This window comes from Pedococcus aerophilus (assembly GCF_039532215.1).
GTDB classification, from domain to species: Bacteria; Actinomycetota; Actinomycetes; order Actinomycetales; family Dermatophilaceae; genus Pedococcus; species Pedococcus aerophilus.
This window is the reverse complement of the sequence record NZ_BAAARN010000005.1, coordinates 344,673-368,583: the sequence shown is the minus strand read 5'-3', so window position 1 is coordinate 368,583 and position 23,911 is coordinate 344,673. Positions and strand designations below refer to the sequence as shown.

General features: G+C 71.7%; 23 protein-coding genes. 7 read left to right on the top strand and 16 right to left on the bottom strand.

The window, feature by feature from the left end; genetic code table 11:
* Nucleotides 1–10: 10 nt before the first annotated feature.
* Genes ABD286_RS18295 through ABD286_RS18270 form a run of 6 tightly spaced genes read left to right on the top strand, consistent with a single transcriptional unit; the run spans nt 11 to nt 6,612 of the window.
* Nucleotides 11–901 carry a carbohydrate ABC transporter permease gene (locus tag ABD286_RS18295; RefSeq protein ID WP_344196157.1) on the top strand — a complete coding sequence of 297 codons (891 nt, stop codon included), beginning with the start codon at nt 11–13 and terminating at the stop codon, nt 899–901.
* On the top strand, nt 898–1,830 hold the full coding sequence (locus ABD286_RS18290; RefSeq protein WP_344196155.1) for a carbohydrate ABC transporter permease: 933 nt from the start codon (nt 898–900) through the stop codon (nt 1,828–1,830). The genes ABD286_RS18295 and ABD286_RS18290 overlap by 4 nt, the downstream gene beginning before the upstream one ends.
* Nucleotides 1,827–3,977: an alpha-galactosidase gene (locus ABD286_RS18285; RefSeq protein ID WP_344196153.1), complete on the top strand. Its 2,151-nt coding sequence runs from the start codon at nt 1,827–1,829 to the stop codon at nt 3,975–3,977. Before ABD286_RS18290 ends, ABD286_RS18285 begins: the two co-directional genes overlap by 4 nt.
* A gap of 4 nt (nt 3,978–3,981) precedes the next feature.
* A complete protein-coding gene (trpS, locus tag ABD286_RS18280; RefSeq protein WP_344196151.1) occupies nt 3,982–5,013 on the top strand; it encodes a tryptophan--tRNA ligase in 1,032 nt (343 codons plus the stop codon).
* A 9-nt stretch (nt 5,014–5,022) separates the two neighbouring features.
* The gene (locus ABD286_RS18275; RefSeq protein ID WP_344196149.1) at nt 5,023–5,535 is read left to right on the top strand and encodes a 2'-5' RNA ligase family protein; all 513 of its coding nucleotides are present in this window, start codon (nt 5,023–5,025) and stop codon (nt 5,533–5,535) included.
* Between the two features lie 3 nt (nt 5,536–5,538).
* Nucleotides 5,539–6,612, top strand: coding sequence for a YihY/virulence factor BrkB family protein (locus ABD286_RS18270; RefSeq protein WP_344196147.1), 1,074 nt, complete (start codon nt 5,539–5,541; stop codon nt 6,610–6,612).
* 48 nt (nt 6,613–6,660) lie between these two features.
* Here the strand turns inward: ABD286_RS18270 and ABD286_RS18265 are convergent, their stop codons facing one another.
* The 7 genes from ABD286_RS18265 to ABD286_RS18235 all read right to left on the bottom strand — a co-directional run bounded on the left by ABD286_RS18265 (nt 6,661) and on the right by ABD286_RS18235 (nt 13,745).
* Nucleotides 6,661–7,608, bottom strand: a complete 948-nt coding sequence (locus ABD286_RS18265) for a DUF389 domain-containing protein (protein ID WP_344196145.1) — start codon at nt 7,606–7,608, stop codon at nt 6,661–6,663.
* 47 nt (nt 7,609–7,655) lie between these two features.
* Nucleotides 7,656–8,954, bottom strand: coding sequence for a D-alanyl-D-alanine carboxypeptidase family protein (locus ABD286_RS18260; RefSeq protein ID WP_344196143.1), 1,299 nt, complete (start codon nt 8,952–8,954; stop codon nt 7,656–7,658).
* 14 nt (nt 8,955–8,968) lie between these two features.
* On the bottom strand, nt 8,969–9,733 hold the full coding sequence (locus tag ABD286_RS18255) for a succinate dehydrogenase iron-sulfur subunit (RefSeq protein ID WP_344196140.1): 765 nt from the start codon (nt 9,731–9,733) through the stop codon (nt 8,969–8,971).
* On the bottom strand, nt 9,733–11,517 hold the full coding sequence (sdhA, locus tag ABD286_RS18250) for a succinate dehydrogenase flavoprotein subunit (protein ID WP_344196138.1): 1,785 nt from the start codon (nt 11,515–11,517) through the stop codon (nt 9,733–9,735). Before sdhA ends, ABD286_RS18255 begins: the two co-directional genes overlap by 1 nt.
* A gap of 31 nt (nt 11,518–11,548) precedes the next feature.
* Nucleotides 11,549–12,016 (bottom strand): succinate dehydrogenase hydrophobic membrane anchor subunit, encoded by a 468-nt coding sequence (locus ABD286_RS18245; RefSeq protein WP_344196136.1) that lies wholly within the window; start codon nt 12,014–12,016, stop codon nt 11,549–11,551.
* An 11-nt stretch (nt 12,017–12,027) separates the two neighbouring features.
* Entirely contained in the window at nt 12,028–12,405 is a 378-nt protein-coding gene (sdhC, locus tag ABD286_RS18240; protein ID WP_344196134.1) for a succinate dehydrogenase, cytochrome b556 subunit, read from the bottom strand.
* Nucleotides 12,406–12,605: 200 nt separating this feature from the next.
* Nucleotides 12,606–13,745: a glycosyltransferase family 4 protein gene (locus ABD286_RS18235; RefSeq protein ID WP_344196132.1), complete on the bottom strand. Its 1,140-nt coding sequence runs from the start codon at nt 13,743–13,745 to the stop codon at nt 12,606–12,608.
* 110 nt (nt 13,746–13,855) lie between these two features.
* Between ABD286_RS18235 and ABD286_RS18230 the strand changes: the two genes are divergently transcribed.
* A complete protein-coding gene (locus ABD286_RS18230) occupies nt 13,856–14,935 on the top strand; it encodes a mannose-1-phosphate guanylyltransferase (RefSeq protein ID WP_344196130.1) in 1,080 nt (359 codons plus the stop codon).
* 25 nt (nt 14,936–14,960) lie between these two features.
* Here the strand turns inward: ABD286_RS18230 and dmpG are convergent, their stop codons facing one another.
* Genes dmpG through ABD286_RS18185 form a run of 9 tightly spaced genes read right to left on the bottom strand, consistent with a single transcriptional unit; the run spans nt 14,961 to nt 23,803 of the window.
* Nucleotides 14,961–16,040: a 4-hydroxy-2-oxovalerate aldolase gene (gene dmpG, locus ABD286_RS18225; protein ID WP_344196128.1), complete on the bottom strand. Its 1,080-nt coding sequence runs from the start codon at nt 16,038–16,040 to the stop codon at nt 14,961–14,963.
* Nucleotides 16,037–16,936, bottom strand: a complete 900-nt coding sequence (locus tag ABD286_RS18220) for an acetaldehyde dehydrogenase (acetylating) (RefSeq protein ID WP_344196126.1) — start codon at nt 16,934–16,936, stop codon at nt 16,037–16,039. Before ABD286_RS18220 ends, dmpG begins: the two co-directional genes overlap by 4 nt.
* A complete protein-coding gene (locus ABD286_RS18215; protein WP_344196124.1) occupies nt 16,933–17,880 on the bottom strand; it encodes an SIS domain-containing protein in 948 nt (315 codons plus the stop codon). Before ABD286_RS18215 ends, ABD286_RS18220 begins: the two co-directional genes overlap by 4 nt.
* Nucleotides 17,877–18,908, bottom strand: coding sequence for a carbohydrate kinase family protein (locus ABD286_RS18210; protein WP_344196122.1), 1,032 nt, complete (start codon nt 18,906–18,908; stop codon nt 17,877–17,879). The genes ABD286_RS18215 and ABD286_RS18210 overlap by 4 nt, the downstream gene beginning before the upstream one ends.
* A gap of 7 nt (nt 18,909–18,915) precedes the next feature.
* Nucleotides 18,916–19,674 carry an SDR family oxidoreductase gene (locus ABD286_RS18205; RefSeq protein ID WP_344196120.1) on the bottom strand — a complete coding sequence of 253 codons (759 nt, stop codon included), beginning with the start codon at nt 19,672–19,674 and terminating at the stop codon, nt 18,916–18,918.
* 1 nt (nt 19,675) lies between these two features.
* Complete coding sequence (locus tag ABD286_RS18200; RefSeq protein ID WP_344196118.1) at nt 19,676–20,359, bottom strand: polysaccharide deacetylase family protein; 684 nt, start codon at nt 20,357–20,359, stop codon at nt 19,676–19,678.
* Entirely contained in the window at nt 20,356–20,733 is a 378-nt protein-coding gene (locus ABD286_RS18195) for a hypothetical protein (RefSeq protein WP_344196116.1), read from the bottom strand. The genes ABD286_RS18200 and ABD286_RS18195 overlap by 4 nt, the downstream gene beginning before the upstream one ends.
* Entirely contained in the window at nt 20,730–22,445 is a 1,716-nt protein-coding gene (locus tag ABD286_RS18190) for an IlvD/Edd family dehydratase (protein WP_344196114.1), read from the bottom strand. The genes ABD286_RS18195 and ABD286_RS18190 overlap by 4 nt, the downstream gene beginning before the upstream one ends.
* Nucleotides 22,442–23,803, bottom strand: a complete 1,362-nt coding sequence (locus tag ABD286_RS18185) for a family 4 glycosyl hydrolase (RefSeq protein ID WP_344196112.1) — start codon at nt 23,801–23,803, stop codon at nt 22,442–22,444. The genes ABD286_RS18190 and ABD286_RS18185 overlap by 4 nt, the downstream gene beginning before the upstream one ends.
* Nucleotides 23,804–23,911 lie beyond the last annotated feature (108 nt).

Sequence of the window (23,911 nt, the reverse complement as noted above, 5' to 3'; positions counted from 1 at the left end):
AGGAGCACCCGTGGCACGCACGTACAAGGGAATCGACCACCTCACACCCGTCGACCGGGTGGTGGTCGGCCTGATGATCGCAGTACCGACGTTCCTGGTGCTGTGGCTGGTCTGGGTGCCGGCGATCGGGTCGGTCCTGCTGTCCTTCACCAACTGGGACGGGATCGGCCCGATCTCCTCGGCCAAGAACGTCGGCCTGAAGAACTACACCGACGTCCTGACGATCTACCCGCCGTTCGTCCCGGCGTTGCAGCACAACCTGATCTGGCTCGCGGTGATGTTCCTCATCGCGACCCCGATCGGGATGTTCCTCGCGGTCCTGCTCGACCGGGAGGTACGTGGTTCACGGGTCTACCAGACCGCCATCTACCTCCCGGTCGTGCTGTCCCTCGCGCTGGTCGGCTTCATCTGGCAGCTCATCTACAGCCGCGACCAGGGCCTGATCAACGCCCTCACCGGTGGCAGCATCGACTGGTACGGCGACCAGCGGTACAACCTCTGGGCCGCCCTGATCGCCTCGAGCTGGCGCCACGTCGGCTACATCATGCTGTTGTACCTGGCCGGTCTGAAGGGCGTCGACCCGACGCTGCGCGAGGCGGCCAAGGTCGACGGCGCCACCGAGCGGCAGACGTTCTTCAGGGTCGTCTTCCCGGTGATGTTCCCCATCAACATCATCGTCCTGGTCGTCACCGTCATCGAGTCGTTGCGTGCCTTCGACCTGGTCTGGGTGATCAACAAGGGTCGCAACGGGCTCGAGCTCATCTCGACCCTGGTGACGAGCAACATCGTCGGTGAGGCCAGCCGCATCGGCTTCGGCTCCGCCCTGGCCACCTTCATGCTCGTCATCTCCTCGATCTTCATCGTCATCTATCTACGCATCGTCATGAGGGAGCAGCGATGACCGCCGCCAGCGAAGCACCGCAGACCGCGGCGCCACGGAGCCGGAACCCGCTCACGACCAAGCGCCCCCAGGGCGTCGGGCAGAAGAAGGGCAACCGCGGCATCCAGGTCTTCCTGGCCGTCGTCGCGCTGCTGTGGATCTTCCCCGTCGGCTATGCGCTGCTCAACAGCTTCCGTGACTACGCCTACACCGCGAAGAACGGCTACCTGTCCTTCGGCGGCTTCACCCTCGCCAACTACAAGAACGCGTGGGAGCAGGCCAACTTCTCGCACACGATGCTCAACTCGGCGTACATCACCATCCCCGCGGTGCTGCTGACGCTGTTCCTGTCGTGCTGCGTGGCGTTCGTCGTGTCGCGCTTCTCGTTCAAGTTCAACCTGGCCCTGCTCGGCATGTTCACGGCGGCCAACCTGCTGCCGCCGCAGGCCCTGCTCATCCCGGTCTACCGCATGTTCCGCGCCATCGAGGTCCCGTTCTGGTTCAGCGAGTCGGGCACTCTGCTCAACTCCTACTGGGGCCTGATCCTCGTCAACGTCGCCTTCCAGACCGGCTTCTGCGCGTTCGTCCTGTCCAACTACATGAAGACGCTGCCGCGCGAGCTCTACGAGTCCGCCGTCATCGACGGAGCCGGGGTGCTGCGCCAGTTCTTCACCCTGACGTTGCCGCTGTGCCGTCCGCCGCTCGCGGCGCTGGCGACCCTCGAGGTCACGTGGATCTACAACGAGTTCTTCTGGGCGACGGTCCTGCTCCAGTCCGGCGACAAGTTCCCCGTGACGAGCTCGATCAACAACCTGCGCGGGCAGTTCTTCACCGACAACAACCTCGTCGCGGCCGGCTCGGTCGTGATCGCCCTGCCGACACTGATCATCTTCTTCGTCCTCCAGAAGCAGTTCGTCGCAGGCCTGACGCTGGGAGCCACCAAGGGATGAGCGTCCCGACCACCACCCTCCGGTCCGCAGGCACCTGCCTGGTCGTCGAGCTCCCCGAGGGCGAGCTGCCCCGCGTCCTGCACTGGGGGGTGGACCTCCCCGACGCCGTCACCGACCAGCTCGCCGGCACCACCACCGGCCCGGTGCCCAACAACGCGCTCGACGTGCCGTGGCCGCTCACGGTGCTCCCCACCGCCGCGGACGGCTGGCTGGGCACCCCGTCGTATGCAGCGCACCGAGCCGGTGGCGCGGCAGCCCCTCGGTGGTCGGTCACCACCGAGCCGGACGGCGAGCGCTCGCTCGTCGTCACGGCCCGCGACGGCGGGACGCAGGTCGTCAGCACCTGGTCGCTCGACGACCACGGCGTCCTGCGGGTCGCCAACGCCGTCACCAACGTCGGCGACGACACCAGCAGCGCGCTGGACCTCGGTGCCCTGCGCGCCGTGCTCCCGCTGCCCACCCGCGCGACCGAGGTCCTGGACCTCACCGGCCGCTGGTGCCGCGAGCGCGCCCCCCAGCGGTCGGCGCTCCAGGACGGCACGCACCTGCGAGCCTCACGCCGCGGCCGCACCGGCCACGACGCGACGCTGCTGCTGACCGTCGGCACACCCGGCTTCGGCTTCCGGACCGGTGAGGTGTGGTCGGTCCACGTCGCGTGGAGCGGCAACCACGAGCACCTGGTCGAGCGGCTCCCCGAGGGCGCCGGCATCCACGCTTCGGTGCTCGGCGGCGGCGAGCTGCTCGAGCCCGGAGAGGTGCGCCTCGCGCCGGGGGAGACCTACACGGCACCCGACGTCGTCTTCGTGCACTCCGCCGACGGCCTCGACGGACTCTCGCGCCGCCTGCACCGCAGCCAGCGCGCGACCGCCACCCACAGCAACGACCCGCGGCCCCTGGTCCTCAACACCTGGGAGGCCGTCTACTTCGACCACGACCTCGACCGCCTCAAGGCGCTCGCTGACACCGCCGCCTCGATCGGAGTCGAGCGCTTCGTGCTGGACGACGGCTGGTTCGGCAGCCGCCGCGACGACCACAGCGGCCTCGGCGACTGGGTCGTCTCCACCGACATGTGGCCGCAGGGCCTCCAGCCGATCGTCGAGCACGTCAAGGGACTCGGCCTCGAGTTCGGGCTCTGGTTCGAGCCGGAGATGGTCAACGTCGACTCCGACGTCGTGCGCGCCCACCCCGACTGGGTGATCGGCCCGAAGGCGGGGCTGCCACGCCCCTCCCGGCACCAGCACGTCCTCGACCTCGCGAACCCCGACGCCGCTGCCCACGTCGAGGGCCAGATCAGTGCCCTCGTCTCCGAGCTCGGCATCGACTTCATCAAGTGGGACCACAACCGCGACCTGCACGAGGCGGTCCGCTCGGACGCCTCCGGCACCGACCGCCCTGCTGTGCACGACCAGACCGAGGCGTTCTACGGACTGCTCGACCGGCTGCGGGCCTCCCACCCCGACCTCGAGATCGAGTCCTGCTCCAGCGGTGGCGCCCGCGTCGACCTCGGCGTCCTCGCCCGCACCGACCGCATCTGGACCAGTGACTGCAACGACGCCCTGGAACGTGCCGCGATCCAGCGCTGGACCTCGCTGCTCGTGCCGGCCGAGCTGATGGGCACCCACGTGGGCCCGGCGACGGCCCACACGACGCACCGCACCCTCGACCTGTCGTTCCGGATGCTGCTCGCCCTGCAGGGCCACGCCGGCCTCGAGTGGGACATCACGTCCTGCACGCCGGACGAGCTCGAGACCCTGCGCGGCTGGTCCTCGCTCTACCGCGAGCTGCGGCCACTGCTGCACACCGGCGACCTCGTCCGGGCCGACCTCCCCGACGAGCAGGGCCTGCTCGTGACGGGGACGGTCGCGTCGGACCGCGCCCAGGCGGCATACAGCGTGGTCCGGACCTGGACCGGACCGTCGGGCGTGCCCGGGCTGCTGACCCTGCCCGGGTTGGACCCGGAGCGCACCTACACGGTGCGGGTGCGTCGCGAGGCGGGCCTGCCCGCGGTCACCCAGGTGAGCGCACCGCCGTGGTGGGACCAGGCCCTCGAGGGCGGGATCAGCGTCAGCGGCGCGGTGCTCACCCACGTCGGTCTGGCACTGCCGGTGGTCAACCCCGCCCAGGGATTCCTGCTCCATCTCACCTGACACAATGGCGGGCATGTCTGCGCCCACCGCCCCCGCTGGGCTGCCCCGGATCCTGTCCGGGATGCAGCCGACGAGCGACTCCCTGCACCTCGGCAACTACCTCGGGGCGCTGGTCAACTGGGTGAAGCTGCAGGACGACTTCGACGCCTTCTACTTCGTCGCCGACCTGCACGCGCTGACGGTGCCGACCGACCCAGCCGTGCTGCGGCACCGCACCCGCGTCACGGCGGCCCAGTTCCTCGCGGGTGGGGTCGACCCCGAGCGCTCGGCGGTCTTCTGCCAGAGCCACGTCACCGAGCACGCCGAGCTCGGCTGGGTGATGAACTGCCTCACCGCGTTCGGCGAGGCCAGCCGGATGACGCAGTTCAAGGACAAGACCGCCAAGGGACAGAACGCCAACGTCGGGCTGTTCACCTACCCGATGCTCATGGCTGCCGACATCCTCATGTACGACGCTGCCTACGTCCCGGTCGGTGAGGACCAGCGCCAGCACCTCGAGATCACCCGCGACCTGGCCGAGCGGTTCAACACCCGCTTCGGCGAGGCCCTGGTCGTCCCCGAGCCCTACATCGTCAAGGGCGCGGCGAAGATCATGGACCTGCAGGACCCCACGTCGAAGATGAGCAAGACGGGCTCCTCGCCCAAGGGCCTCATCGACCTCATGGAGGACCCGGCGAAGATCGCCAAGAACATCCGCTCCGCCGTCACCGACACCGACGCCGAGGTCCGCTACGACCCCGAGACCAAGGCCGGTGTCTCCAACCTGCTCGTCATCCACTCGATCCTGTCGGGCACCCCTGTCGAGGAGGTGGCCGCCTCGTTCGCGGGTCGCGGCTACGGCGACCTCAAGAAGGAGGTCGCCGAGGTGGTGGTCGAGTCGCTCACGCCGTTCCAGCAGCGGATGACCGAGCTGCTCGCCGACCCGGCCGAGCTCGACCGCATCCTCGCCACTGGCGCCGACCGGGCCCGTGAGGTCGCCTCGACGACGATGGCGAGGGTCCGCGACCGCGTGGGTCTGCTCCCGAGCGTTCGATAGGGTCGTCCGGTGCCCACCATTGGCGTCTCGATCGCCATCCCCTCGCCGCACGCCGAGATGCTCCAGGCGAAGCGGGCCTCGTTCGGCGACCCGCTCGCCGAGTCAATCCCGACGCACGTGACGCTGCTGCCCCCGACCGAGGTCGATGACGACGAGCTCACCGACGCGGTGGAGCACCTCGAGGAGGTCGCGGCCGAGAAGACGTCGTTCCGGATGGTGCTGCGCGGGACCGGCAGCTTCCGGCCGATCTCGCCGGTCGTCTTCGTGCAGGTGTCCGGTGGGCTGGCCGACTGCGAGCTGCTGGAGAAGGCGGTCCGGAGCGGTCCGCTCGAGCGCTCGCTGGAGTTCTACTACCACCCGCACGTCACGGTGGCCCACCACGTGCCGGAGGAGGCCCTCGACCGGGCCTTCACCGAGCTCGCCGACTTCGAGTGCGAGTTCGCGGTGGGCGAGTTCCACCTCTACGAGCACGGCACCGACGGCGTATGGCGCCCGGTGCGCTCCTTCTCGCTGGGCGGCTGACGCGTGCAGACCCTCAAGCAGTGGTGGACCCGGCTCCAGGCCACCAACGCGTGGAAGGCGTGGACGCGCTACGGCGACGCCCGGGGCAACGTCCTCGCCGGCGGGGTCGGCTACTTCGCCTTCTTCTCGATCTTCCCGGCCGTCGCCCTGGCCTTCACCATCGGCGGCATCGTCCTGCGCGACCGGCCCGACCTGCTCGAGGAGGTCCGCCAGTATGTCGACCAGACGCTGCCGGGGTTCGTCCGCAACGAGCAGAACGACACCGGCATCATCCCGATCACCGTGCCAGAGAAGAACGCCCTGACCATCACCGGCATCGTCGGTGTCGCTGGCCTGGTGCTGTCCGGACTCGGGTGGCTGGGGGCGCTGCGCGACGGCATCCGGGCGGTCTTCGGCATGCCCGGCCAGCCGGGCAACATCGTCACCAACAAGCTGCGCGACCTCGGGACCATGGCGATCCTCGGCTTCGGCGTGCTGCTGTCGGCCGTCGTCACCATCGTCGCGGGTGGCGTGACCCGCGTGGTGTCCGAGGCGATCGGCCTGGGGTCGCAGACGTGGATCGTCGGGGTCGTCGGGTTCCTCATCGGCGTCGTGCTCGACACCGCCCTCGTGGCCCTCATGCTGCGCTTCCTCAGCGGCATCGCGATGCCGTGGCCGGCCCTGCGCAACGGAGCGATCTTCGGCGGCGTGGCGCTGACCGTCCTCAAGGTGGCCGGCTCACGGCTGATCGCCGGGACGACGGACAACCCGTTGTTCGCCTCCATCGCCGTCGTCGTCGGGCTGCTGCTGTGGCTCAACCTCATCTCCCGCGTCATGCTCGTCGCCGCCGCCTGGGCCGCCAACGACATGGACCACACCGTCGACGGGCTCACCGCGGCGCAGCGCGAGAAGCTCACCGAGGGCCCGGCACCCGAGCCGCTCGACAGCATTCGCGAGCGCACCGACGCCGGCCTGCCGACGTTCGGGCAGCGCGCCGCCGACCGCACATCGGTCGCGGCAGGAGCGGTGCTGGGCGCGGTCGGTGCGGTCGCGCTCGGGTCGGTCGGCCGCGGCATACGCAGCCTGCGCCGCCGCTGACACCGACGTGCCGTCACGGTGATGCCTCGGCGTCGCTGACGGGCGGGCTCAGGCGGGGTGCGCGTGGTGGCGGCGGCGCAGCAGGCGGTCCCACAGCGCACGCTGGAGCAGCAAGGTCACCACGCCGGCGACGCTCATGCCGAGCAGGTTGATGCCGAGCTGGGCCGAGGCACCGCCGAGCTGGCTCCACGCGCCGGTCGCGAGCGCGACCGAGAAGTCTCCGGCCGCAGGCACCGTCGTCACCGAGATGAAGACCCCGACCAGCGCGTTGCTGCGCCCTGCCGTCGTCGACAGCACCCCGGCCGCGCCGGCGAGCACGGCCACGACGACCGACCAGTGGTCCGGGCGCCAGATGAAGCCGGTCAGCGGGCGCGGAGCCGCGACGGTCGAGGCGTCGAACCAGCCCACGGCGACCGCGACGAGCGACAGCACGGTGGTCACCGCGATGGCCAGGGCGAAGCCGCGCACGAGGAGGCCGAGCGCGCGCAGGGAGAGCTTCGGGCGGCCGAGGGCGAGCCCGACCGAGAGCGCGGCGACGGCACTGAACTCCGGGCCCACGACCATCGCCCCCACCACGAGGATCGCCGAGTCGGTGACGACCGCGACCGCGGCGATCAGCGTCGCCAGGCAGAGGAAGGCGTAGTAGGACCACGAGCCGTGCGACTGCCCCTCAGCGCTGTCGAGGACGGCATCCCACACGACGGCGTCGTCGGGGGCACCCGGCGCCCGCTGCTCGGCCTCGACGGCGTTGCGCGAGGGGGAGGCCTCGATGTTGACGATGGTGATGCCACCGCGGTCGTGCAGCCCCAGGGCCCTCAGCCGACGCAGGAGGGTGTCGGTCGCCTCGCGGGCGATGTCGGCCTCGACGAGGTCACCGGCGGGCTTGAGGCTGCCGCCACGGGTGACTGCGAGGTTGCACACCGCGTGGTCCGGCTCGAGGACGGCGAGGACGTCGGCGGAGAGGTCGTGGGGGACGGCCAGGCGCAGGTGGAGCACGTCCCGACCCTAATCGCCGAGGCTGCCGGTGGCGCGCAACGGGCCCGTCAGTGGCGGGCGTGGTGGCGGCGGCGGACGCGCGCTGCACGGGCGCCGAGCCACAGCAGCAGCCCCGCGATGACGCCGAGCGTGCCGATGCCCACCCAGGGGGACGAGACGTCCTCGATGCCGCGGGGGAGGGCGGCTGCGGCGGCGGTGGCCCGCGTCGCCGCGTCCTGCGGTGCGTCGAGCGGCGCCACCGTGCTGTTGTCCTTGACGACCGGGAGCCTGGGCGGCGTCGTCACCGTGCCGGGCTCGACGAGCGTGCCGACCGGGCGGGCCTTGTCGCCGTAGCGGAAGGCCCAGTCGTACATCGCGGCCTGCGGTCGCCAGGACCCGTCGAGGCCGTACATCTCGGTGAGCAGGTAGGTCTTGCCGCCCCGGGTGACCGCCGAGATGAAGGTGCGGTGCGCAGCCACGGTGTAGCCGTTCTTGATCCCCACGGTGCCCTCGTAGTTGTAGAGCAGCTTGTTGTGGTTGTTGATCATGTACGTCTCGCGCTTCTTCGTCTTCGGGTCCGTCCGGCCCGGGAAGGCGGCTTGCTTGGTCGTGACGTAGCGGCGGAAGTCGGGGAGCTTCATGGCGGCCCGGCCGATCAGGGCGAGGTCGTAGGCGCTCGAGGTCTGCCCCTTGCCGTCGAGCCCGGACGGGTCCTTGGCCACGGTGTCGTGGGCGCCGAGCTGGCGGGCGCGGGTGTTCATCGCCGCGAGCGTGGCCTGTCGGCCTCCGCCGGCCTCGGCGAGGGCGTATGCCGCGTCGTTGCCGGACGACATCAGCAGCGCCTGGAACAGCTGGCGGGCGGTGTAGGTCTGTCCGGGGACCAGCCCGACGCGGGTGCCGTCGGCGTTGGCGTCGTCGCTGGTCGCGGTGATGACCCGGTCGGGACCGACCTTGGGGATCAGGGTCAGTGCCGTGAGGGTCTTCAGGGTGCTGGCGGGCAAGAGCCGGGCGTGGGCTGCCTTGGCCGCCACCACCTCACCGGTGTCCAGGTCGGCGAGCAGCCACGAGACGTTGCGCAGCTGAGGGGGAGCGGGAACCCCCGCGGGCAGGTCGGTGACGATGCCGGTGCTCGCCAGCTTCGGGCCACCGATCGACAGCTCCGGCAGCACGGTCGCCTTCGGGACGGGCAGCTTCGGGGCAGCAGGGGTTGCCGGTGGCTTCGGCTTGGCCACGACCGACGCCGCCACGATGTCGGGCATCGCGGCGGCGGCTGTTGCCGCGGCCGGCGTGCCGGACCCGAGGACGACGACGCCGCCGACCGCCAGCACGAGGCTGGCAGCGGCGGCGGACGCACGTCGTCGGGGCACGCGAAGAGTGTGCCTCAGAAACGGCTCGTGAGGAGCGCTCTCTTGACCTCTTGGATCGCCTGCGTCACCTGGATGCCGCGCGGGCAGGCGTCGGTGCAGTTGAAGGTGGTTCGGCAGCGCCACACGCCTTCCTTGTCGTTGAGGATCTCGAGGCGCTGGCTGCCACCCTCGTCACGGCTGTCGAAGATGAAGCGGTGCGCGTTGACGATGGCGGCGGGGCCGAAGTACTGGCCGTCGTTCCAGAACACGGGGCAGCTCGTGGTGCACGCGGCGCACAGGATGCACTTCGTCGTGTCGTCGAAGCGGTCACGGTCCTTCTGGCTCTGGATCCGCTCGCGGGTCGGCTCGTTGCCCGTGGTCACGAGGAACGGCATGACCTCGCGGTAGGCGTCGAAGAACGGCTCCATGTCGACGATGAGGTCCTTCTCGAGGGGGAGCCCCTTGATGGCCTCGACCGTGATCGGCTTGTCCGGGCTGACGTCCTTGATGAGCGTCTTGCAGGCGAGCCGGTTCTTGCCGTTGATGCGCATCGCGTCGGAGCCGCAGACGCCGTGCGCGCAGGAGCGGCGGAAGCTCAGCGAGCCGTCCTGCTCCCACTTGATCTGGTGCAGGGCGTCGAGCACACGGTCGGTCGCGTGCGCGGTGACCTGGTAGTCCTCGAAGTGGGCCTCGGTGTCCGACTCGGGGTCGAACCGGGCGACGCGAAGGGTCACCGTGAAGGTCGGGACGGCCCCGACCTTCTTCTCGTCCGTGGTCTGCTTCTCTGCGGTGGCGGTCATCAGTACTTGCGCTCCATCGGCTGGTAGCGGGTCACGGTCACGGGCTTGTAGTCGAGGCGCACCTCGTCGGAGAACAACGGGGAGTCGGCGCCGAAGCCGTCGCCGGCCAGCGGTGCGCGGTACGCCATCGTGTGCCGCATGAAGTTCACGTCGTCGCGGGCCTCGTAGTCCTCGCGGAAGTGGCCGCCGCGGGACTCCTTGCGGGCCAGCGCACCGATGGTGATGACCTCGGCGAGCTCGATGAGGAAGCCGAGCTCGACGGCCTCGAGCAGGTCGGTGTTGTAGCGCTTGCCCTTGTCCTGCACCACGACGTTCGCGTAGCGCTCCTTGAGCTCGTCGATGACGCCGAGCGCCTCCTTCATGGAGGCCTCGGTGCGGAAGACCTGGACGTTGCGGTCCATGGTCTCCTGCAGCTCCTTGCGCAGGTCGGCCACGCGCTCGCCGGTGGCCCGGCCACGGATGCCCTCGACCATGCCGTCGACGAGCGAGGACGGGTTGTCCGGCAGGTCGACGAACGGCGCGTTCGCGGCATACTCCGCGGCGGCGATGCCGGCACGACGGCCGAAGACGTTGATGTCCAGGAGGCTGTTCGTGCCCAGGCGGTTGGAGCCGTGCACGGACACGCACGCGACCTCACCGGCGGCGTAGAGGCCGGGGACGACGTCGGTGTTGTTGCGCAGCACCTCGGTCTCGACGTTGGTCGGCACCCCGCCCATGGCGTAGTGCGCGGTCGGGTAGACCGGCACCGGCTCGGTGTAGGGCTCGACACCGAGGTAGGTGCGGGCGAACTCGGTGATGTCGGGGAGCTTGGCGTCGATGTGAGCCGGCTCGAGGTGGGTCAGGTCGAGCAGGACGTAGTCCTTGTTGGGACCGGCGCCACGGCCCTCGCGCACCTCGTTGGCCATCGAGCGGGCGACGATGTCGCGGGGCGCGAGGTCCTTGATGGTGGGGGCGTAGCGCTCCATGAAGCGCTCGCCGTCGGCGTTGCGCAGGATGCCGCCCTCACCACGGGCCGCCTCCGAGAGCAGGATGCCCAGGCCGGCCAGGCCTGTCGGGTGGAACTGGAAGAACTCCATGTCCTCCAGCGGGATGCCGCGCCGGAAGGCCACGCCCATGCCGTCACCGGTGAGGGTGTGCGCGTTGGACGTGGTCTTGAAGACCTTGCCGGTGCCGCCGGTCGCGAAGACGACGGACTTGGCCTGGAAGACGTGGATCTCGCCGGTGGACAGCTCGTAGGCCACCACGCCTGCTGCGCGCTCGACGCCGTCGGCGCCGGTGTTCATGAGCAGGTCGAGGACGTAGAACTCGTTGAAGAACTCGACGCCCTGCTTGACGCAGTTCTGGTAGAGCGTCTGGAGGATCATGTGGCCGGTGCGGTCGGCGGCGAAGCACGAACGGCGGACCGCGGCCTCGCCGTGGTTGCGGGTGTGGCCACCGAACCGGCGCTGGTCGATCTTGCCCTCGGGCGTGCGGTTGAACGGCAGGCCCATCTTCTCGAGGTCGATGACCGCGTCGATGGCCTCGCGGCACATGATCTCGGCAGCGTCCTGGTCGACGAGGTAGTCGCCGCCCTTGACGGTGTCGAAGGTGTGCCACTCCCAGTTGTCCTCCTCGACGTTGGCGAGGGCCGCGCACATGCCGCCCTGGGCCGCGCCGGTGTGGGAGCGGGTGGGGTAGAGCTTGGTGAGCACCGCGGTGCGGGTGCGCGTCGAGGACTCGAGGGCCGCGCGCATGCCGGCGCCGCCGGCTCCGACGATGACGACGTCGTACTTGTGCGTCTGCATCAGGCTGACTTCCTTCGGTGTTGCAGGGGGGTCATCGTCCGCTGCACACGGAGAGCGTGGACGAGGGGTCGATGCACGGGTCGAAGGTGAAGATCACCAGCGTGCCGAGGACGAGGACGAGGACGGCGCTCGCGACCAGCAGACCCTTGAGGATCCAGCGGGTGCGCTCCTTCTCCGTGTAGTCGTTGATGATCGTGCGGACACCGTTGAAGCCGTGCAGCTCCGCGAGCCACAGCATCAACATGTCCCAGGTCTGCCAGAACGGGCTGGCCCACTTGCCGGCGACGAACGCGAAGTCGATCCCGTGGATGCCCTCGCCCAGCATGAGGTTGACGAACAGGTGGCCGAAGACCAGGACGAGCAGCAGCACGCCGCTGGCCCGCATGAAGACCCAGGACCACAGCTCGAAGTTGCCACGGCCCTTGGAGACGCGGCGGTAGCGCGAGGTCTTCGCGGCGACCGCGTCAGGACCGGCGTGGTAGTTGGTGGTGGTGCTCATGGTCCGCCCCTTCAGTGCGTGAAGACGATGGTCAGGTGACGGATCGCGAAGGGTGCGAACAGCAGCACGAACCCTGCGGCGACGGCGTAGAACATCTGCTTCTGGTACCTCGGGCCCTTGGCCCAGAAGTCCACCGCGATGATCCGCAGGCCGTTGAGCGCGTGGAAGATCACGGCCGCCACCAGCCCGGCCTCGGCCAGACCCACGATGGGGTTCTTGTAGGCCTCCATGACCTCGTTGTAGGCCTCGGGGGAGACCCGGACCAGCGCCGTGTCGAGCACGTGCGCGAAGAGGAAGAGGAAGATCAGTACGCCGCTGATGCGGTGGGCCACCCACGTCCACATGCCTTCACGGCCGCGGTAGAGGGTCCCGGTAGCTGCCTGCGCCACTGCGCGTCCCTTTCGAAGCAGAGTTGTCACGGCAGCATCGCCAAGGCAGGGCTGACCGTTCGTCGACCGTCAGGTTATCTGTCTGTGCACGTGGAGCGCGCACGGCCCTGCTGTGAGAAACCAGACAGGTCGGGTTACCGGCGGGTACTCCGAGCCCTTCGCAACGGGTCGGACGCCTGCGCCGGAGGGGCTGCCCGAGCTCAGGCGACGGCGGTGCGGGCGCCGAGCACCGCGGTGTAGTGGCCGAGGAGCTCGCCGGTGAGCGTCGCCCAGGACCGCCCCTCGACGCGACGGCGACCGGCGTCGCCCATGGCCTCGCGCTTGCCGCGGTCGCCGGCGAGGTGCGCGACGGCCTCGCGCAGGGCGCCGGGGTCGTCGGGCTCGTAGAGCAGGCCGGTGCGGCTGTGGTCGACGAGGTCCAGCGGTCCACCGCGTGCGGGTGCGACCACCGGCAGCCCGGTCGCGGCCGCCTCCTGGAGGGTCTGGCCGAACGTCTCCCGGGTGCCGGTGTGCACGAACACGTCCAGGGCTGCATACGCCCTCGCGAGGTCGTCACCCTCGCGCCGCCCGAGCAGGACGACGTCGAGCCCGGCGGCGCCGAGCAGCGCGGCGTCGTCGGCGCGGCTCGGTCCGTCGCCGACGAGGACGACGCGCACCCCGGGGAGTCCTGCGAGGCCGGCGAGGCGGTGCAGCTCCTTCTCCGGGGCGAGCCGCCCGACGTACCCGACGAGGACCTCGTCCTGCGGAGCCAGCGTGCGACGCAGCGCCCGCGTGCCCGCGTCGGTCCGCCACCCCGGGTGGAACGTCACTGCGTCCACCCCGCGTGCCCAGGCCCGCGTCCGGGGTATGCCGTGGGCCTCGAGCTCCGCCAGCGCCGCCGAGGAGGGGGCGAGGGTCAGGTCGGCCAGCTCGTGGACCCGGCGCACCCAGCGCCAGGCCGCGGTCGTCGCTCCCCGACCGAGGGCCCTGGGGCAGTGCTGGCCGAGGTAGCTCGGCATGTCGGTCTGGTAGACCGCGACGGAGGGGATGCCCAGGCGGGCAGCCGCACCCAGCGCGCCGGCACCGAGGACGAACGGCGACGCGACGTGGACGACGTCGGGATCGAACCTGGCCAGCAGCGTCTCCACGTCCCCTGTGGGCAGGCCGACCGGGAACTGGCGGACCGGGACGGACGCGACGGAGTGGACCGGGAACCCGGCCCAGCTCGTCGGCGCCGGGCGAGGGGCGATGACGACCACGTCGTGCCCGCCGTCGCGCAGGCACTCCAGCACCCGGCAGACGCTCGTCGTGACACCGTTGAGGTTGGGCAGGAACGACTCGGTGACGATCGCGATGCGCACACCACCAGCGTGGGAGCCGCTGGTGAGGGGACGGCGACGGCCCGGGGTGTGTCAGGTGAGCGCGGGGTGATCAGGCGGTGCCGCGCCGGGGGTGGGCTAGCGTTCGCGTCATGTCGAACGAGCACTTCTGGGCCGTGATCCCTGCCGGTGGCGCGGGCACGCGCCTGTGGCCGCTGTCGCGTGCCGGGTCGCCGAAGTTCCTGCACGACCTCACGGGCACGGGGCGCTCGCTGCTCCAGTCGACGTGGGACCGGCTCGAGCCGCTCACCGGTGCGCAGGTCCTCGTCGTCACCGGGGTGGCGCACGTCGACGCCGTGGCGAAGCAGCTCCCGGACCTGCCGGCCGACCAGCTGCTCGCCGAGCCGTCGCCCCGGGACTCGATGGCCGCGATCGGTTGGGCCGCAGCGGTGCTCGAGGCTCGCGACCCCGAGGCGGTGCTCGGTTCGTTCGCCGCGGACCACGTGATCGGGGACGAGGAGGAGTTCCGCGCCTGCGTCACCGCTGCCGTCGCGGCAGCCTCCGACGGGCACGTCGTCACCATCGGCATCGAGCCCACCCACCCGGCCACCGGGTTCGGGTACATCGAGATGGGCGACGTCCTGGGTGATGGCCCGGCTCGTGCGGTGGCGCAGTTCGTGGAGAAGCCGGACCGCCAGCGCGCCGAGGGCTACCTCGCGACCGGCCGGTTCCGGTGGAACGCAGGGATGTTCGTCGTCAGGGCCTCGGTCCTGCTCGACCTGCTCGCCCAGTGGCACCCCGAGCTCGCAGCCGGGCTGCGGGCCGTGGCAGCCGACCCGTCCAGGCTGGCCGAGCTCTGGCCGGGACTGGAGAAGATCGCCATCGACCACGCCGTCGCCGAGCCCGCGGCTGCCGAGGGGCGGGTGGCGGTGGTGCCGGGTGGGTTCCGCTGGGACGACGTGGGCGACTTCGCCTCGCTCGGCACGCTGCTCGAGGACGCCCACGGCCTGCCGGGGGTCCGCGTCCTGGGGGACGCCGACAAGCTGCGCGTGCTCGACTCGACCGGTGTCATCGTGCCCGGGACGGACCGGGTCGTCGCGCTCGTCGGGATCGACGACGTCGTGGTCGTCGACACCCCCGACGCGGTGCTCGTCATGTCGCGCGAGCGGGCCCAGGACGTCAAGGGCATCGTCGACGCCCTGAAGGCCCAGGGCCGCACCGACCTGACCTAGGACACGCCACACACCGGAGCCGGCGTCACGACGGTCGGGCAGCCGCCTCGTCCTCGCGCAGCAGCTGCAGCGCCACGTCGATGATCATGTCCTCCTGCCCGCCGACGTACCCGGCCTCGCCGACGCGTTGGAGGATGCGGTGGGCCGGCACGCCGTACCTGTCGGCGGCTCGCTCGGCGTGCAGCAGAAAGCTCGAGTAGACCCCGGCCGTCCCCTGCACGATCGCCGAGCGGTCCATCCAGGGCAGCCGGGGCACGAGGGGGCGGACGACGTCCTCGGCCGCCCGCATCACGCCGGGCACGTCGACGCCGGTGGGGATGCCGAGGCGTTCGAAGGTCGCGCAGAGCACCTCGGTGGGGGCGTTGCCCGCCCCGGCGCCGAGGGCGCAGAGCGCGCCGTCGACCTGGAGGGCCCCCTGCTGCTGGGCGAGCACGGAGTTCGCGACACCGAGCGAGAGGTTCTGGTGGCCGTGGAAGCCGACCTGCGCCTGCGGCCCGATCTCCTCGACGAGGGCGGCGACCCGGGCCTGGGCGTCACCGAGGACGAGGGCACCGGCGGAGTCGACGACGTAGACGCACTCGGCGCCGGCAGCCACCATGGTCCGCGCCTGCTGGGCGAGCACCTCCGGTGAGGCGCGGTGCGACAGCATGAGGAAGCCGACCGTCTCCATGCCCAGCGCCCTGGCCGCCGCGAAGTGCTGGGCCGAGACGTCGGCCTCGGTGCAGTGCGTCGCGATGCGGGCGACCGAGGCGCCGACGCCGTGCGCGGCCCGCAGGTCCTCGACGGTGCCGACGCCGGGCAGCAGGAGCACGGCGATCCGCGCCTGCTCGGCCTCCTCGACCGCGGCGGCTATGAGGTCGATCTCCGACGTCCCCGAGAAGCCGTAGTTGAAGGACGAGCCGCCGAGCCCGTCACCGTGGGCGACCTCGATGACCTCGACCCCGCTGCGGTCGAGGGCGTGCACGACGGCGCGCACCTGGCCCTCGGTCCACTGGTGGCGCATGGCGTGGCTGCCGTCCCGCAGGGTCGAGTCGGTGAGCCGGATACCTTGCGGGGCAACGATTTCCGAGTGGTCCGAAGGAGCGGGAAGGGGCGGCTGGGTCATGCGTGGCTCCTCACCGTGCGGGCGGCCAGCAGCTCGCCGACCCGGGCGGCAGCGGCGGTCATGATGTCGAGGTTCCCGGCCCACGGTGGCAGGTGGTCGCCCGCCCCGGCGACCTCGAGCAGCGTGGTCACCCTGGTGCGCGGGCCTTGCGGGGTGTCGACGTCGTCGAACTGCGGGTCGGCCCGCAGCCGGTAGCCGGGCACGTAGGTCTGCACCTCGGCCACCATCGCGTGGATCGAGGCGGACACGTCGTCGTCCGAGCTGCCGACGGGCACGGAGCAGTAGACGGTGTCGCGCATGACCATCGGTGGCTCGACGGGGTTGAGGACGATGATCGCCTTGCCGCGGGCGGCCCCGCCGACCGACTCCAGCGCGCGGGCCGTGGTCTGCGTGAACTCGTCGATGTTGGCCCTGGTCCCGGGCCCCGCCGACCGGGAGGCGATCGACGCCACGATCTCGGCGTAGTCGACCGGCGCCACCCGCGAGACCGCGTGCACGACCGGGACCGTGGCCTGCCCGCCGCAGGTGATGAGGTTGACGTTGGTCGCGTCCGCGAGGTCGGACCCGTTGACCGACGGGCACACGAGGGGGCCCACCGCTGCGGGCGTGAGGTCGACGGCGGTGATTCCGGCGGCGGCATACAGGGGCGCGTGCCGCGCATGGGCGGAGGCCGACGTCGCCTCGAACACCAGGTCGGGGAGCTCGGTCTGCGCGAGCAGCCACTCGACCCCCTCGGCGGAGGTCTGCACCCCGAGGCGGGCGGCAGCGGCGAGCCCGTCCGAGGCGGGGTCGACACCCACCACCCAGCGCACCTCGACCTGCTCGCTGCGCCGCAGCTTGGCGAGCAGGTCGGTGCCGATGTGGCCGGGACCGACGATGGCGGCGCTGACGGTCACGAGGCCGCCTCGGGGAGCACCACCGAGCGCGACAGCAGGCTGGGGACGTCGGGGTCGCGACCGGCCTCGGTGGCCAGCTCGACGGCATACCGGTGCAGGCGGACGAGCTCGAGCAACGGCTCACCGCACCCGTGCTCGATCCGACCCCCGGCGGCCTCGACCGTCGCGACGATGTCGGTCGGGACGGCGTCCAGGCCCCACACGAGGGTGCCGGGACCGCAGGTGGCGACGGGGCCGTGGCGGTACTCGCCGACGGCGTAGGACTCGGTCCACTGGCCAGCGGCCTCCCGGACCTTCAGCGCGGCCTCCTCCGCGATCGCCACGCCCCAGCCGTGGCCGAGGACGACGAGCTGGCGGATCCCGGTCGCGGGAAGGGTGCCGGCGAGGGCCGACCGGCCGCGCTCGGGCAGCCCGGCCAGCACCGCCGGGTCGGTGTCGTCGCCGTGGCCCGACGGGCCGAGGGCGGCACGGAGCAGGACGAGCTGCACCGTCGGGAAGCGGGTCTGGACGACGCTCTGCTCGTCGGCGAAGGACAGGTCGACCACGTCGTCGGCCAGGTCGGCCAGCGGCGTCCCCTGCTCGCCCAGCAGGGCGGTCACGCGGATGCCGGGCTGCTGCCGGCGAGCCGCGCGGACGGCGTCGAGCAGCTCGGACGACGTGCCCGAGCGACTGATCGCCACGACCCGGTCGTACGGGCGCAGGAGCCGGGGCAGCTCGCTCGCGATGAGCGCATCGGTCGTGCCGTGCCCGGCGTCCTCGCGGATCCGGGCGTAGGCCGTGCCGACGTAGAAGGACGTGCCGCAGCCGAGGACCAGCACGGACTCGCCAGGCACGGGCAGACCCGGGACCCCTGTTGCGGCGCGTTCGAGGGCGACGGTCCACAGGTCGGGTTGGCTCGCGATCTCGGTGCGGGTGTGCCAGCCGGGGGAGGGTACGACGCTCATGGTGAGTTCTCCTGTTCCGAGCGGGGGTGGGCGCTGACCTCGAGGTCACGCGCGAGGTTCTGGGTGGCCCGGAGATCCGGCTGGGCCTGCACCCCGCCGGAGCCGGTGGTGGACAACGACCCGGCGGCGACACCGAGGCGCAGCGCTCGCGGCCACTCGGCGCCTGCGACGAGGGCGGCGAGCACCGTCCCGGCGAGGGTGTCCCCGGCGCCGACGGTGTCGACGACCTCGACGTCGGGGGCCTCGACGGACACCGTCCCGCGCGCGGTGACCACCCGGGCGCCCTCGGCTCCGAGCTTGCGGACCACCGCGGGGAAGCGGGCGTCCGCGTCGCGGTGGGGCATCAGCGCGAGGAGCTGCGCGGCCGCAGCCTCGGGGTCCGCCGTCCCCGCGAGGCCGGTGGCCTCCCGGTCGTTGCAGAACAGGACGTCGCAGTGCGGCAGGGCCGCGACGGCGCTCGTCCACGCACCGGCCGGGTCGTCGTTCGTGTCGAGGCTGGTCGTGCACCCGCGGGTGCGGGCCGCGGCGAGCCGCTCGGGCAGCCCGTCGCGGGCGCCGTCGAGGAGGAACCACGAGGCGACGTGCACGTGCCCCGCCGACGCCAGGCGCACATCGGTCACCTCGTCCGCGGTGAGGGCCGCGATGCCGCCCAGCTCGGTGAGGATGTGCCGGTCGCTGCTGTCGTCGGCGCGCACCAGGACCACCGAGCTGCCGGTCCGGACGTCGTCGGCGACCCGGACCTGGTCCGTCCCCACCTCGCGGTCGGCCAGCCAGCCGATGCACAGCCGGCCGAGGTCGTCGTTGCCGACCACGGCGACGAGGGCGACGGCGGCACCCGCTGCCGCCGCGGCGGAGGCGGTGATGGCGGCGCTGCCACCCATGGTCAGCGTGGTGGCCTCCACGAGCTCCTCGGCCTGGCCGAAGGCCAGCTCACGTCCGCGCGTGGCGACGCCGGACACGACGATGTCGGGACACAGGTCGCCGACCACGAGGAGGTGGGGGCCGGGCCGGTGGTGCAGCGGGTTCACCAGCACCTCACCGCCCCCCGGACACGTCGAGCGTGACGCCGGTGACGTACGCGGCGTCCGGACCGGCCAGCCAACAGATCGCCGCGGCGACCTCGTCGGCGGTGCCGGCGCGGCCCAGCGGCACGGTGGCCACGAGGCGGTCCAGCCGCCCGGGCTGCCCGGCGTTCATGTCGGTGTCGACGAGGCCGGGTCGCACGCCGACGACGCGGATGCCCTCGTCGGCCACCTCGGCAGCCAAGCCGGTGGTGAGCGCGTCGACCGCTGCCTTGGCCATGGCGTAGTCGACGAACTCGCCCGCGCCACCGCGTTGGGCGGCGCGCGAGGACACGTTGACGACCACCCCGCCGCTGCCGCCGTGGGTGGTGCTCATCCGGCGCACGGCCCCGGCCGCGCACAGCGCCGGACCCGCCGCGTCGACGAGGAGGGTCGACGTGACCCGCGCGGCGTCGAGGTCGGCGACGCGCCCGGCGGGAGGGAGCACCCCGGCGTTGTTGACCAGCAGGTCGAGTCGACCGTGCTCGCGGTCCGTGTGCTCGAAGACCTCCGCGACCCCGTCGAGGTCACGCAGGTCCAGCCGCACCGCCGAGGCGCGCGCGCCGGCTCCCTCGCACCGGGCGACAACGGCTGAGGCGGCGTCCGCGCGCGTCGCGAAGGTGACGACGACGTCATACCCCTCCTCGGCCAGGCGCACCGCGGTGGCGGCGCCGATGCCACGGCTGCCGCCGGTCACGACGGCGACCGGTCGGCGGGACGTGCTCTCGGCCATGTCAGTCCGCGATCCGCAGGTAGGAGGTGTTGGTCGTGGCGTAGCGGACCCCGCTGCCCAGCACCGCGTCACCCGCGAGAGTGCCGACGACCGGCGGCGTGCCGAACAGGAACGCGAACGCGGGCGGCACGACGCCGGTCAGCTCGGTGATCAGCCGGATGGGTGTGCTGATCTCACGCTCGACGTCTTCGGGCGTGGTGATGTCCTTGGCGGCCGCGTGGGTGGCCGTGTGCGCGGCGACGACGTGGCGCCTGGCGATGACCGCGAGGTCGTCCCAGGTCATGGCGAACGCCGGCTGCCCACGCTCCTCCTCGAGGATCGAGAAGTGGTGCTGCTCGGCCAGCGCGGCCTGCTCGGCAGGCGGGATGCTGAGGATCGCGGTCGTGGGGAAGAACCACGCGGTGAGGCCCAGCTCGTCGCAGACCGGTGCCGCGACCGTGGCGTTGTTGAGGTAGCTGTCGTAGAACACCGGGATGAAGCCGGGCCGGTCGAGGTGCCAGCGTCCGGTGTCGGTGAAGCGGTCGAGGTCCTCGGGCAGCACCGGGTGGTAGCGCTCGAGGTACCACACCAGCTCGGCCCGCAGCGTCGCCCGGCCACCCTCGGGGGTGTTGTGCCAGTTGACGACCCGCAGGAACCGGCCGTCGGCGAAGGCCGTGCGCTGGTAGTCGTGGGTGAGGGTGTTCACGACACCTCCGGCTGGGCGCGCAGGTGCACGTCGGCGAGGACGGCCAGGGCGTCGATGAGCTCGCGGGCGCCGGTCTCGTCGGGGTCGGGGTCGTCGGTGGGGAACCCTGCCTCCTCGAGGCCCGAGTGGTAGAGGTCGAGCAACGACGCCAGCAGGCGGCCCTCGTCGCGCACGGACTCCTCCTGCGCCGAGAGCCGCCGCCCGGACGGTCCGGGCCGGGTCCGGGCGCTGGGTCGCAGGTCGTCGACGGCCACGAACATCGCAATGCCCTCACGTTCGAGGACACGGGTCCGGCAGGCGGTGAGCGCGGTGAGGGGGTCGAGCGGCGGTGCCAGCAGGGTGCCGGGAGCCGGATCGGTATGGCGCGTGGTCACTGCGACCTCCTCGGGATGGTCGCGGGCTCCACCCCGACGAGGAAGTCGAAGTCGGCTCCCTCGTCGGCCTGGAGGACGTGGTCGACGTAGAGCTTCTGGTACCCGCGGGTGGCGGGCCACGGCGTCGGCGTGATGGACGAGAGGCGCTCGGCAAGCTCCTCGTCCGTGATGTCGAGCTGCAGCCGCCGGCCGGGCACGTCGAGCTCGATGGTGTCGCCGGAGCGGACCGCGGCGAGCGGTCCGCCGACCGCCGACTCGGGGCAGACGTGCAGGACGACCGTGCCGTAGGACGTGCCGGACATGCGGGCGTCGCTGATCCGCACCATGTCGGTCACCCCGGCGGCCAGCATCTTCGCCGGCAGGGGGAGGTTCGCGATCTCCGGCATGCCGGGGTAGCCCTTGGGGCCGGCCCCGCGCAGCACCAGGACGTCGCCGGGCTGCACGTCGAGCTCGGGGTCGTCGGCGTCGCGCAGGTAGTCCTCGTAGTCGTCCCAGACCAGCGCGCGACCCCGGTGGACCATGAGGTCGGGGGAGGCGGCCGACTGCTTGAGGACCGCACCTCGCGGGGCGAGGTTGCCGCGCAGGACAGCGGTGCCGGTGCCAGCAGGTTGGAAGGGTTCGTCGAGGTCGCGGATGACCTCGGTGTTCCACCGCTGTGCTCCCGCGTAGGCGTCGTCCAGCGTCCGTCCCGAGACACCGATCGTCTCGCGGTGGACGAGGTCGCCGAGCTGGCCGAGCACGGCCCCCAGCCCTCCGGCGTACGCGAAGTCCTCCATGAGGAAGCGGCCGGACGGCATGACGTCGACGATCGTCGGGACGGCCCGCGCGAGGGAGTCGAAGTCGTCGAGGTCGAGCGGCACGCCGATCCTCCGGGCGAGCGCCAGCAGGTGCACCACGGCGTTGGTGGACCCGCCGATGGCGGCGTTGACGCGGACGGCGTTCTCGAAGGCCTCGCGGGTGAGGATCGCGCTGGGGCGCAGGTCCTCGGCGACCATCTCGACGATCCGTCGTCCGGCGAGGTGCGAGGTCGTGCGACGTCGGGCGTCGTCGGCCGGGAGCTCGGCGGTGCCGGGCATCTGCATCCCGAGGACCTCGGTGAGCAGGGCCATCGTGGACGCCGTGCCCATCGTCATGCAGTGCCCCCGGCTGCGGCTCATGCAGGACTCTGCCTCGGCGAGGTCGGCGTCGGTCATCCGCCCGGCGCGGTGGTCCTCGGTCATGGTCCAGACGGCGGTGCCGGAGCCGACGGTTCCCCCGCGCCAGCGCCCGTTGAGCATCGGTCCGCCGGTGACGAGGAGCGAGGGCAGGTCGGTGCTGGCGGCACCGAGCAGGTACGCCGGCGTGGTCTTGTCGCACCCCGCGAGGAGGACGACGCCGTCGACGGGGTTGCCCCGCAGTGTCTCCTCGAGGTCCATGGCCACGAGGTTGCGCAGCAGCATCGCCGAGGGGCGGACCATGGTCTCGCCGATGGAGCTCGTCGGGAACTCGAAGGGCACGCCGCCGGCCTGCCAGACGCCGCGCTTGACGTGCTCGGCCACCTCACGCAGGTGGGCGTTGCACGGCGTCAGCTCCGACCAGCTCTGGGCGATGCCGATGACGGGGCGGCCGGTGAAGCTGTCGTCGGGCAGGCCCTCGCTGCGCAGCCACGACCGGTGCAGGATGCCGTTCTTGCTGGGTGCGTCGAACCAGCCCCGGCTGCGCAGGTCGCTCATGCGAACCTCGGCAGGTGCTGCGCCTGGGCGGAGACCAGGGCCTCGGCCAGCGTCCGTGCGGCGACCGGGTCGCCGACGGCGCCGTCGGCGATGAGTGCCTCCACGACGAGGTCGAGGCTCCCCGTCATGGCCGCCTCGATCGCGAGGTACACGGACGTCAGCCGTCCGGCGAGGACCGCGGTGAGCGGCGTCCCGAGGTCGGGCACGGAGATGGCGCGCAGCCCCCGCGCGGTGGCCACGCCGGGTACCTCCAGCGCCGCGTCGTCCGGCAGGCCGGGGACCGCACCGTTGTTCACCACGTTGACCGAGAACATCTCGCGACGGTCCTGCAGGACCGAGCGGATGATCGCGATGAGCTGCTCCTGCTCACCCGTCGATCGACCGAACACGCTCTCGTCCAACGGCACCCGTCCCTCGGCCTGCGCCTTCATCGACTGGTAGCGGTCCTCACCCCACGCGAGGATCTCCGGCACCGAGAACGCGTCCACACCGAGGGTCTTGCCGTAGTAGGCGCCTCGGGGCCAGCGCTGCGGGCAGAACTCGGTGACATGGCGGTCGTTCGCGGCAGGGTAGGCGCCGTAGGTGTCGTAGAGCTCCCACGAGAAGGGGTTGTTCGAAGCCCGGATGTGGTCGACCCAGATGTTGCCCAGGTCGTCGGGGTTCGCCTCCTCGAGTGCCTCGGCGGCGCGGCGCGCGGCGACGAGCGGCCAGGCGTCCTGCCCGTCGAGGCGGAAGTCGTAGATGAAGGTCAGGTGGTTGATGCCGGCGTAGAGGGTCGAGGTGCGCTCGAACGGTGCGTCGACGTACTGCGCCAGCTCGCGCTGCACGTGGTGCATCCCGTGGCACAGGCCCACGACGTCGGCGCCTGCGTACCGCGTCATCGCCATGACGTTGGCCGTCATCGGGTTGCTGTAGTTGAAGAACAGCGCGTCGGGCGCGAGGCGGACCACGTCCTGGGCGACCTCGACCATGACGGGCACGGTGCGCAGCAGCCGGCTGATCCCGCCCGGCATCACCGAGTCGCCGACGGGCTGGAAGATCCCGTGGGCCTGGCAGGTCTCGTGGTCACGGAGCCAGCCGTCGCGCCCGCCGACCCCGACGCACGTGACGACGAAGTCGGCCCCCGGAAGCGCCGCGGTCCGGTCGGTCGTGCCGGAGACGCTGATCCGGTCGCCCGCGTCGCGCGCCGCCACCATGAGCTCGGCGAGCCCCACCGCCACCCCGAGGGCCACCTCGTCGACGTCCACGAGCCGGATGTTCCACGACCCCAGGTCGTCGGCCGAGATGAGGTCGGCGAGCAGGCCCCGGGTGAAGACGGCGCTGCCGGCGCCGATGAGGACGATGGTGCGGGCGGCCATGGTGGTGGGTGGTCCTTCCGGAGCGTATGGAGCGGAGTCGCCTTGCGGGACAACGGGACTGGGTTCGTGGTGCCGGTCGGGCCGAGCGGTCAGGGGTCTCGTTCGGCC

What these genes read in the sequence shown, in the direction of transcription:
- ABD286_RS18190 (WP_344196114.1), bottom strand. Translation starts at nt 22,445, where the DNA reads ATGAGCGACCTGCGCAGCCGGGGCTGGTTCGACGCACCCAGCAAGAAC.
- ABD286_RS18255 (WP_344196140.1), bottom strand. Translation starts at nt 9,733, where the DNA reads ATGACCGCCACCGCAGAGAAGCAGACCACGGACGAGAAGAAGGTCGGG.
- ABD286_RS18215 (WP_344196124.1), bottom strand. Translation starts at nt 17,880, where the DNA reads ATGAGCGTCGTACCCTCCCCCGGCTGGCACACCCGCACCGAGATCGCG.
- dmpG (WP_344196128.1), bottom strand. Translation starts at nt 16,040, where the DNA reads ATGACCCAGCCGCCCCTTCCCGCTCCTTCGGACCACTCGGAAATCGTT.
- ABD286_RS18230 (WP_344196130.1), top strand. Translation starts at nt 13,856, where the DNA reads ATGTCGAACGAGCACTTCTGGGCCGTGATCCCTGCCGGTGGCGCGGGC.
- sdhA (WP_344196138.1), bottom strand. Translation starts at nt 11,517, where the DNA reads ATGCAGACGCACAAGTACGACGTCGTCATCGTCGGAGCCGGCGGCGCC.
- ABD286_RS18205 (WP_344196120.1), bottom strand. Translation starts at nt 19,674, where the DNA reads ATGGCCGAGAGCACGTCCCGCCGACCGGTCGCCGTCGTGACCGGCGGC.
- ABD286_RS18290 (WP_344196155.1), top strand. Translation starts at nt 898, where the DNA reads ATGACCGCCGCCAGCGAAGCACCGCAGACCGCGGCGCCACGGAGCCGG.
- ABD286_RS18245 (WP_344196136.1), bottom strand. Translation starts at nt 12,016, where the DNA reads ATGAGCACCACCACCAACTACCACGCCGGTCCTGACGCGGTCGCCGCG.
- trpS (WP_344196151.1), top strand. Translation starts at nt 3,982, where the DNA reads ATGGCGGGCATGTCTGCGCCCACCGCCCCCGCTGGGCTGCCCCGGATC.
- ABD286_RS18285 (WP_344196153.1), top strand. Translation starts at nt 1,827, where the DNA reads ATGAGCGTCCCGACCACCACCCTCCGGTCCGCAGGCACCTGCCTGGTC.
- ABD286_RS18185 (WP_344196112.1), bottom strand. Translation starts at nt 23,803, where the DNA reads ATGGCCGCCCGCACCATCGTCCTCATCGGCGCCGGCAGCGCCGTCTTC.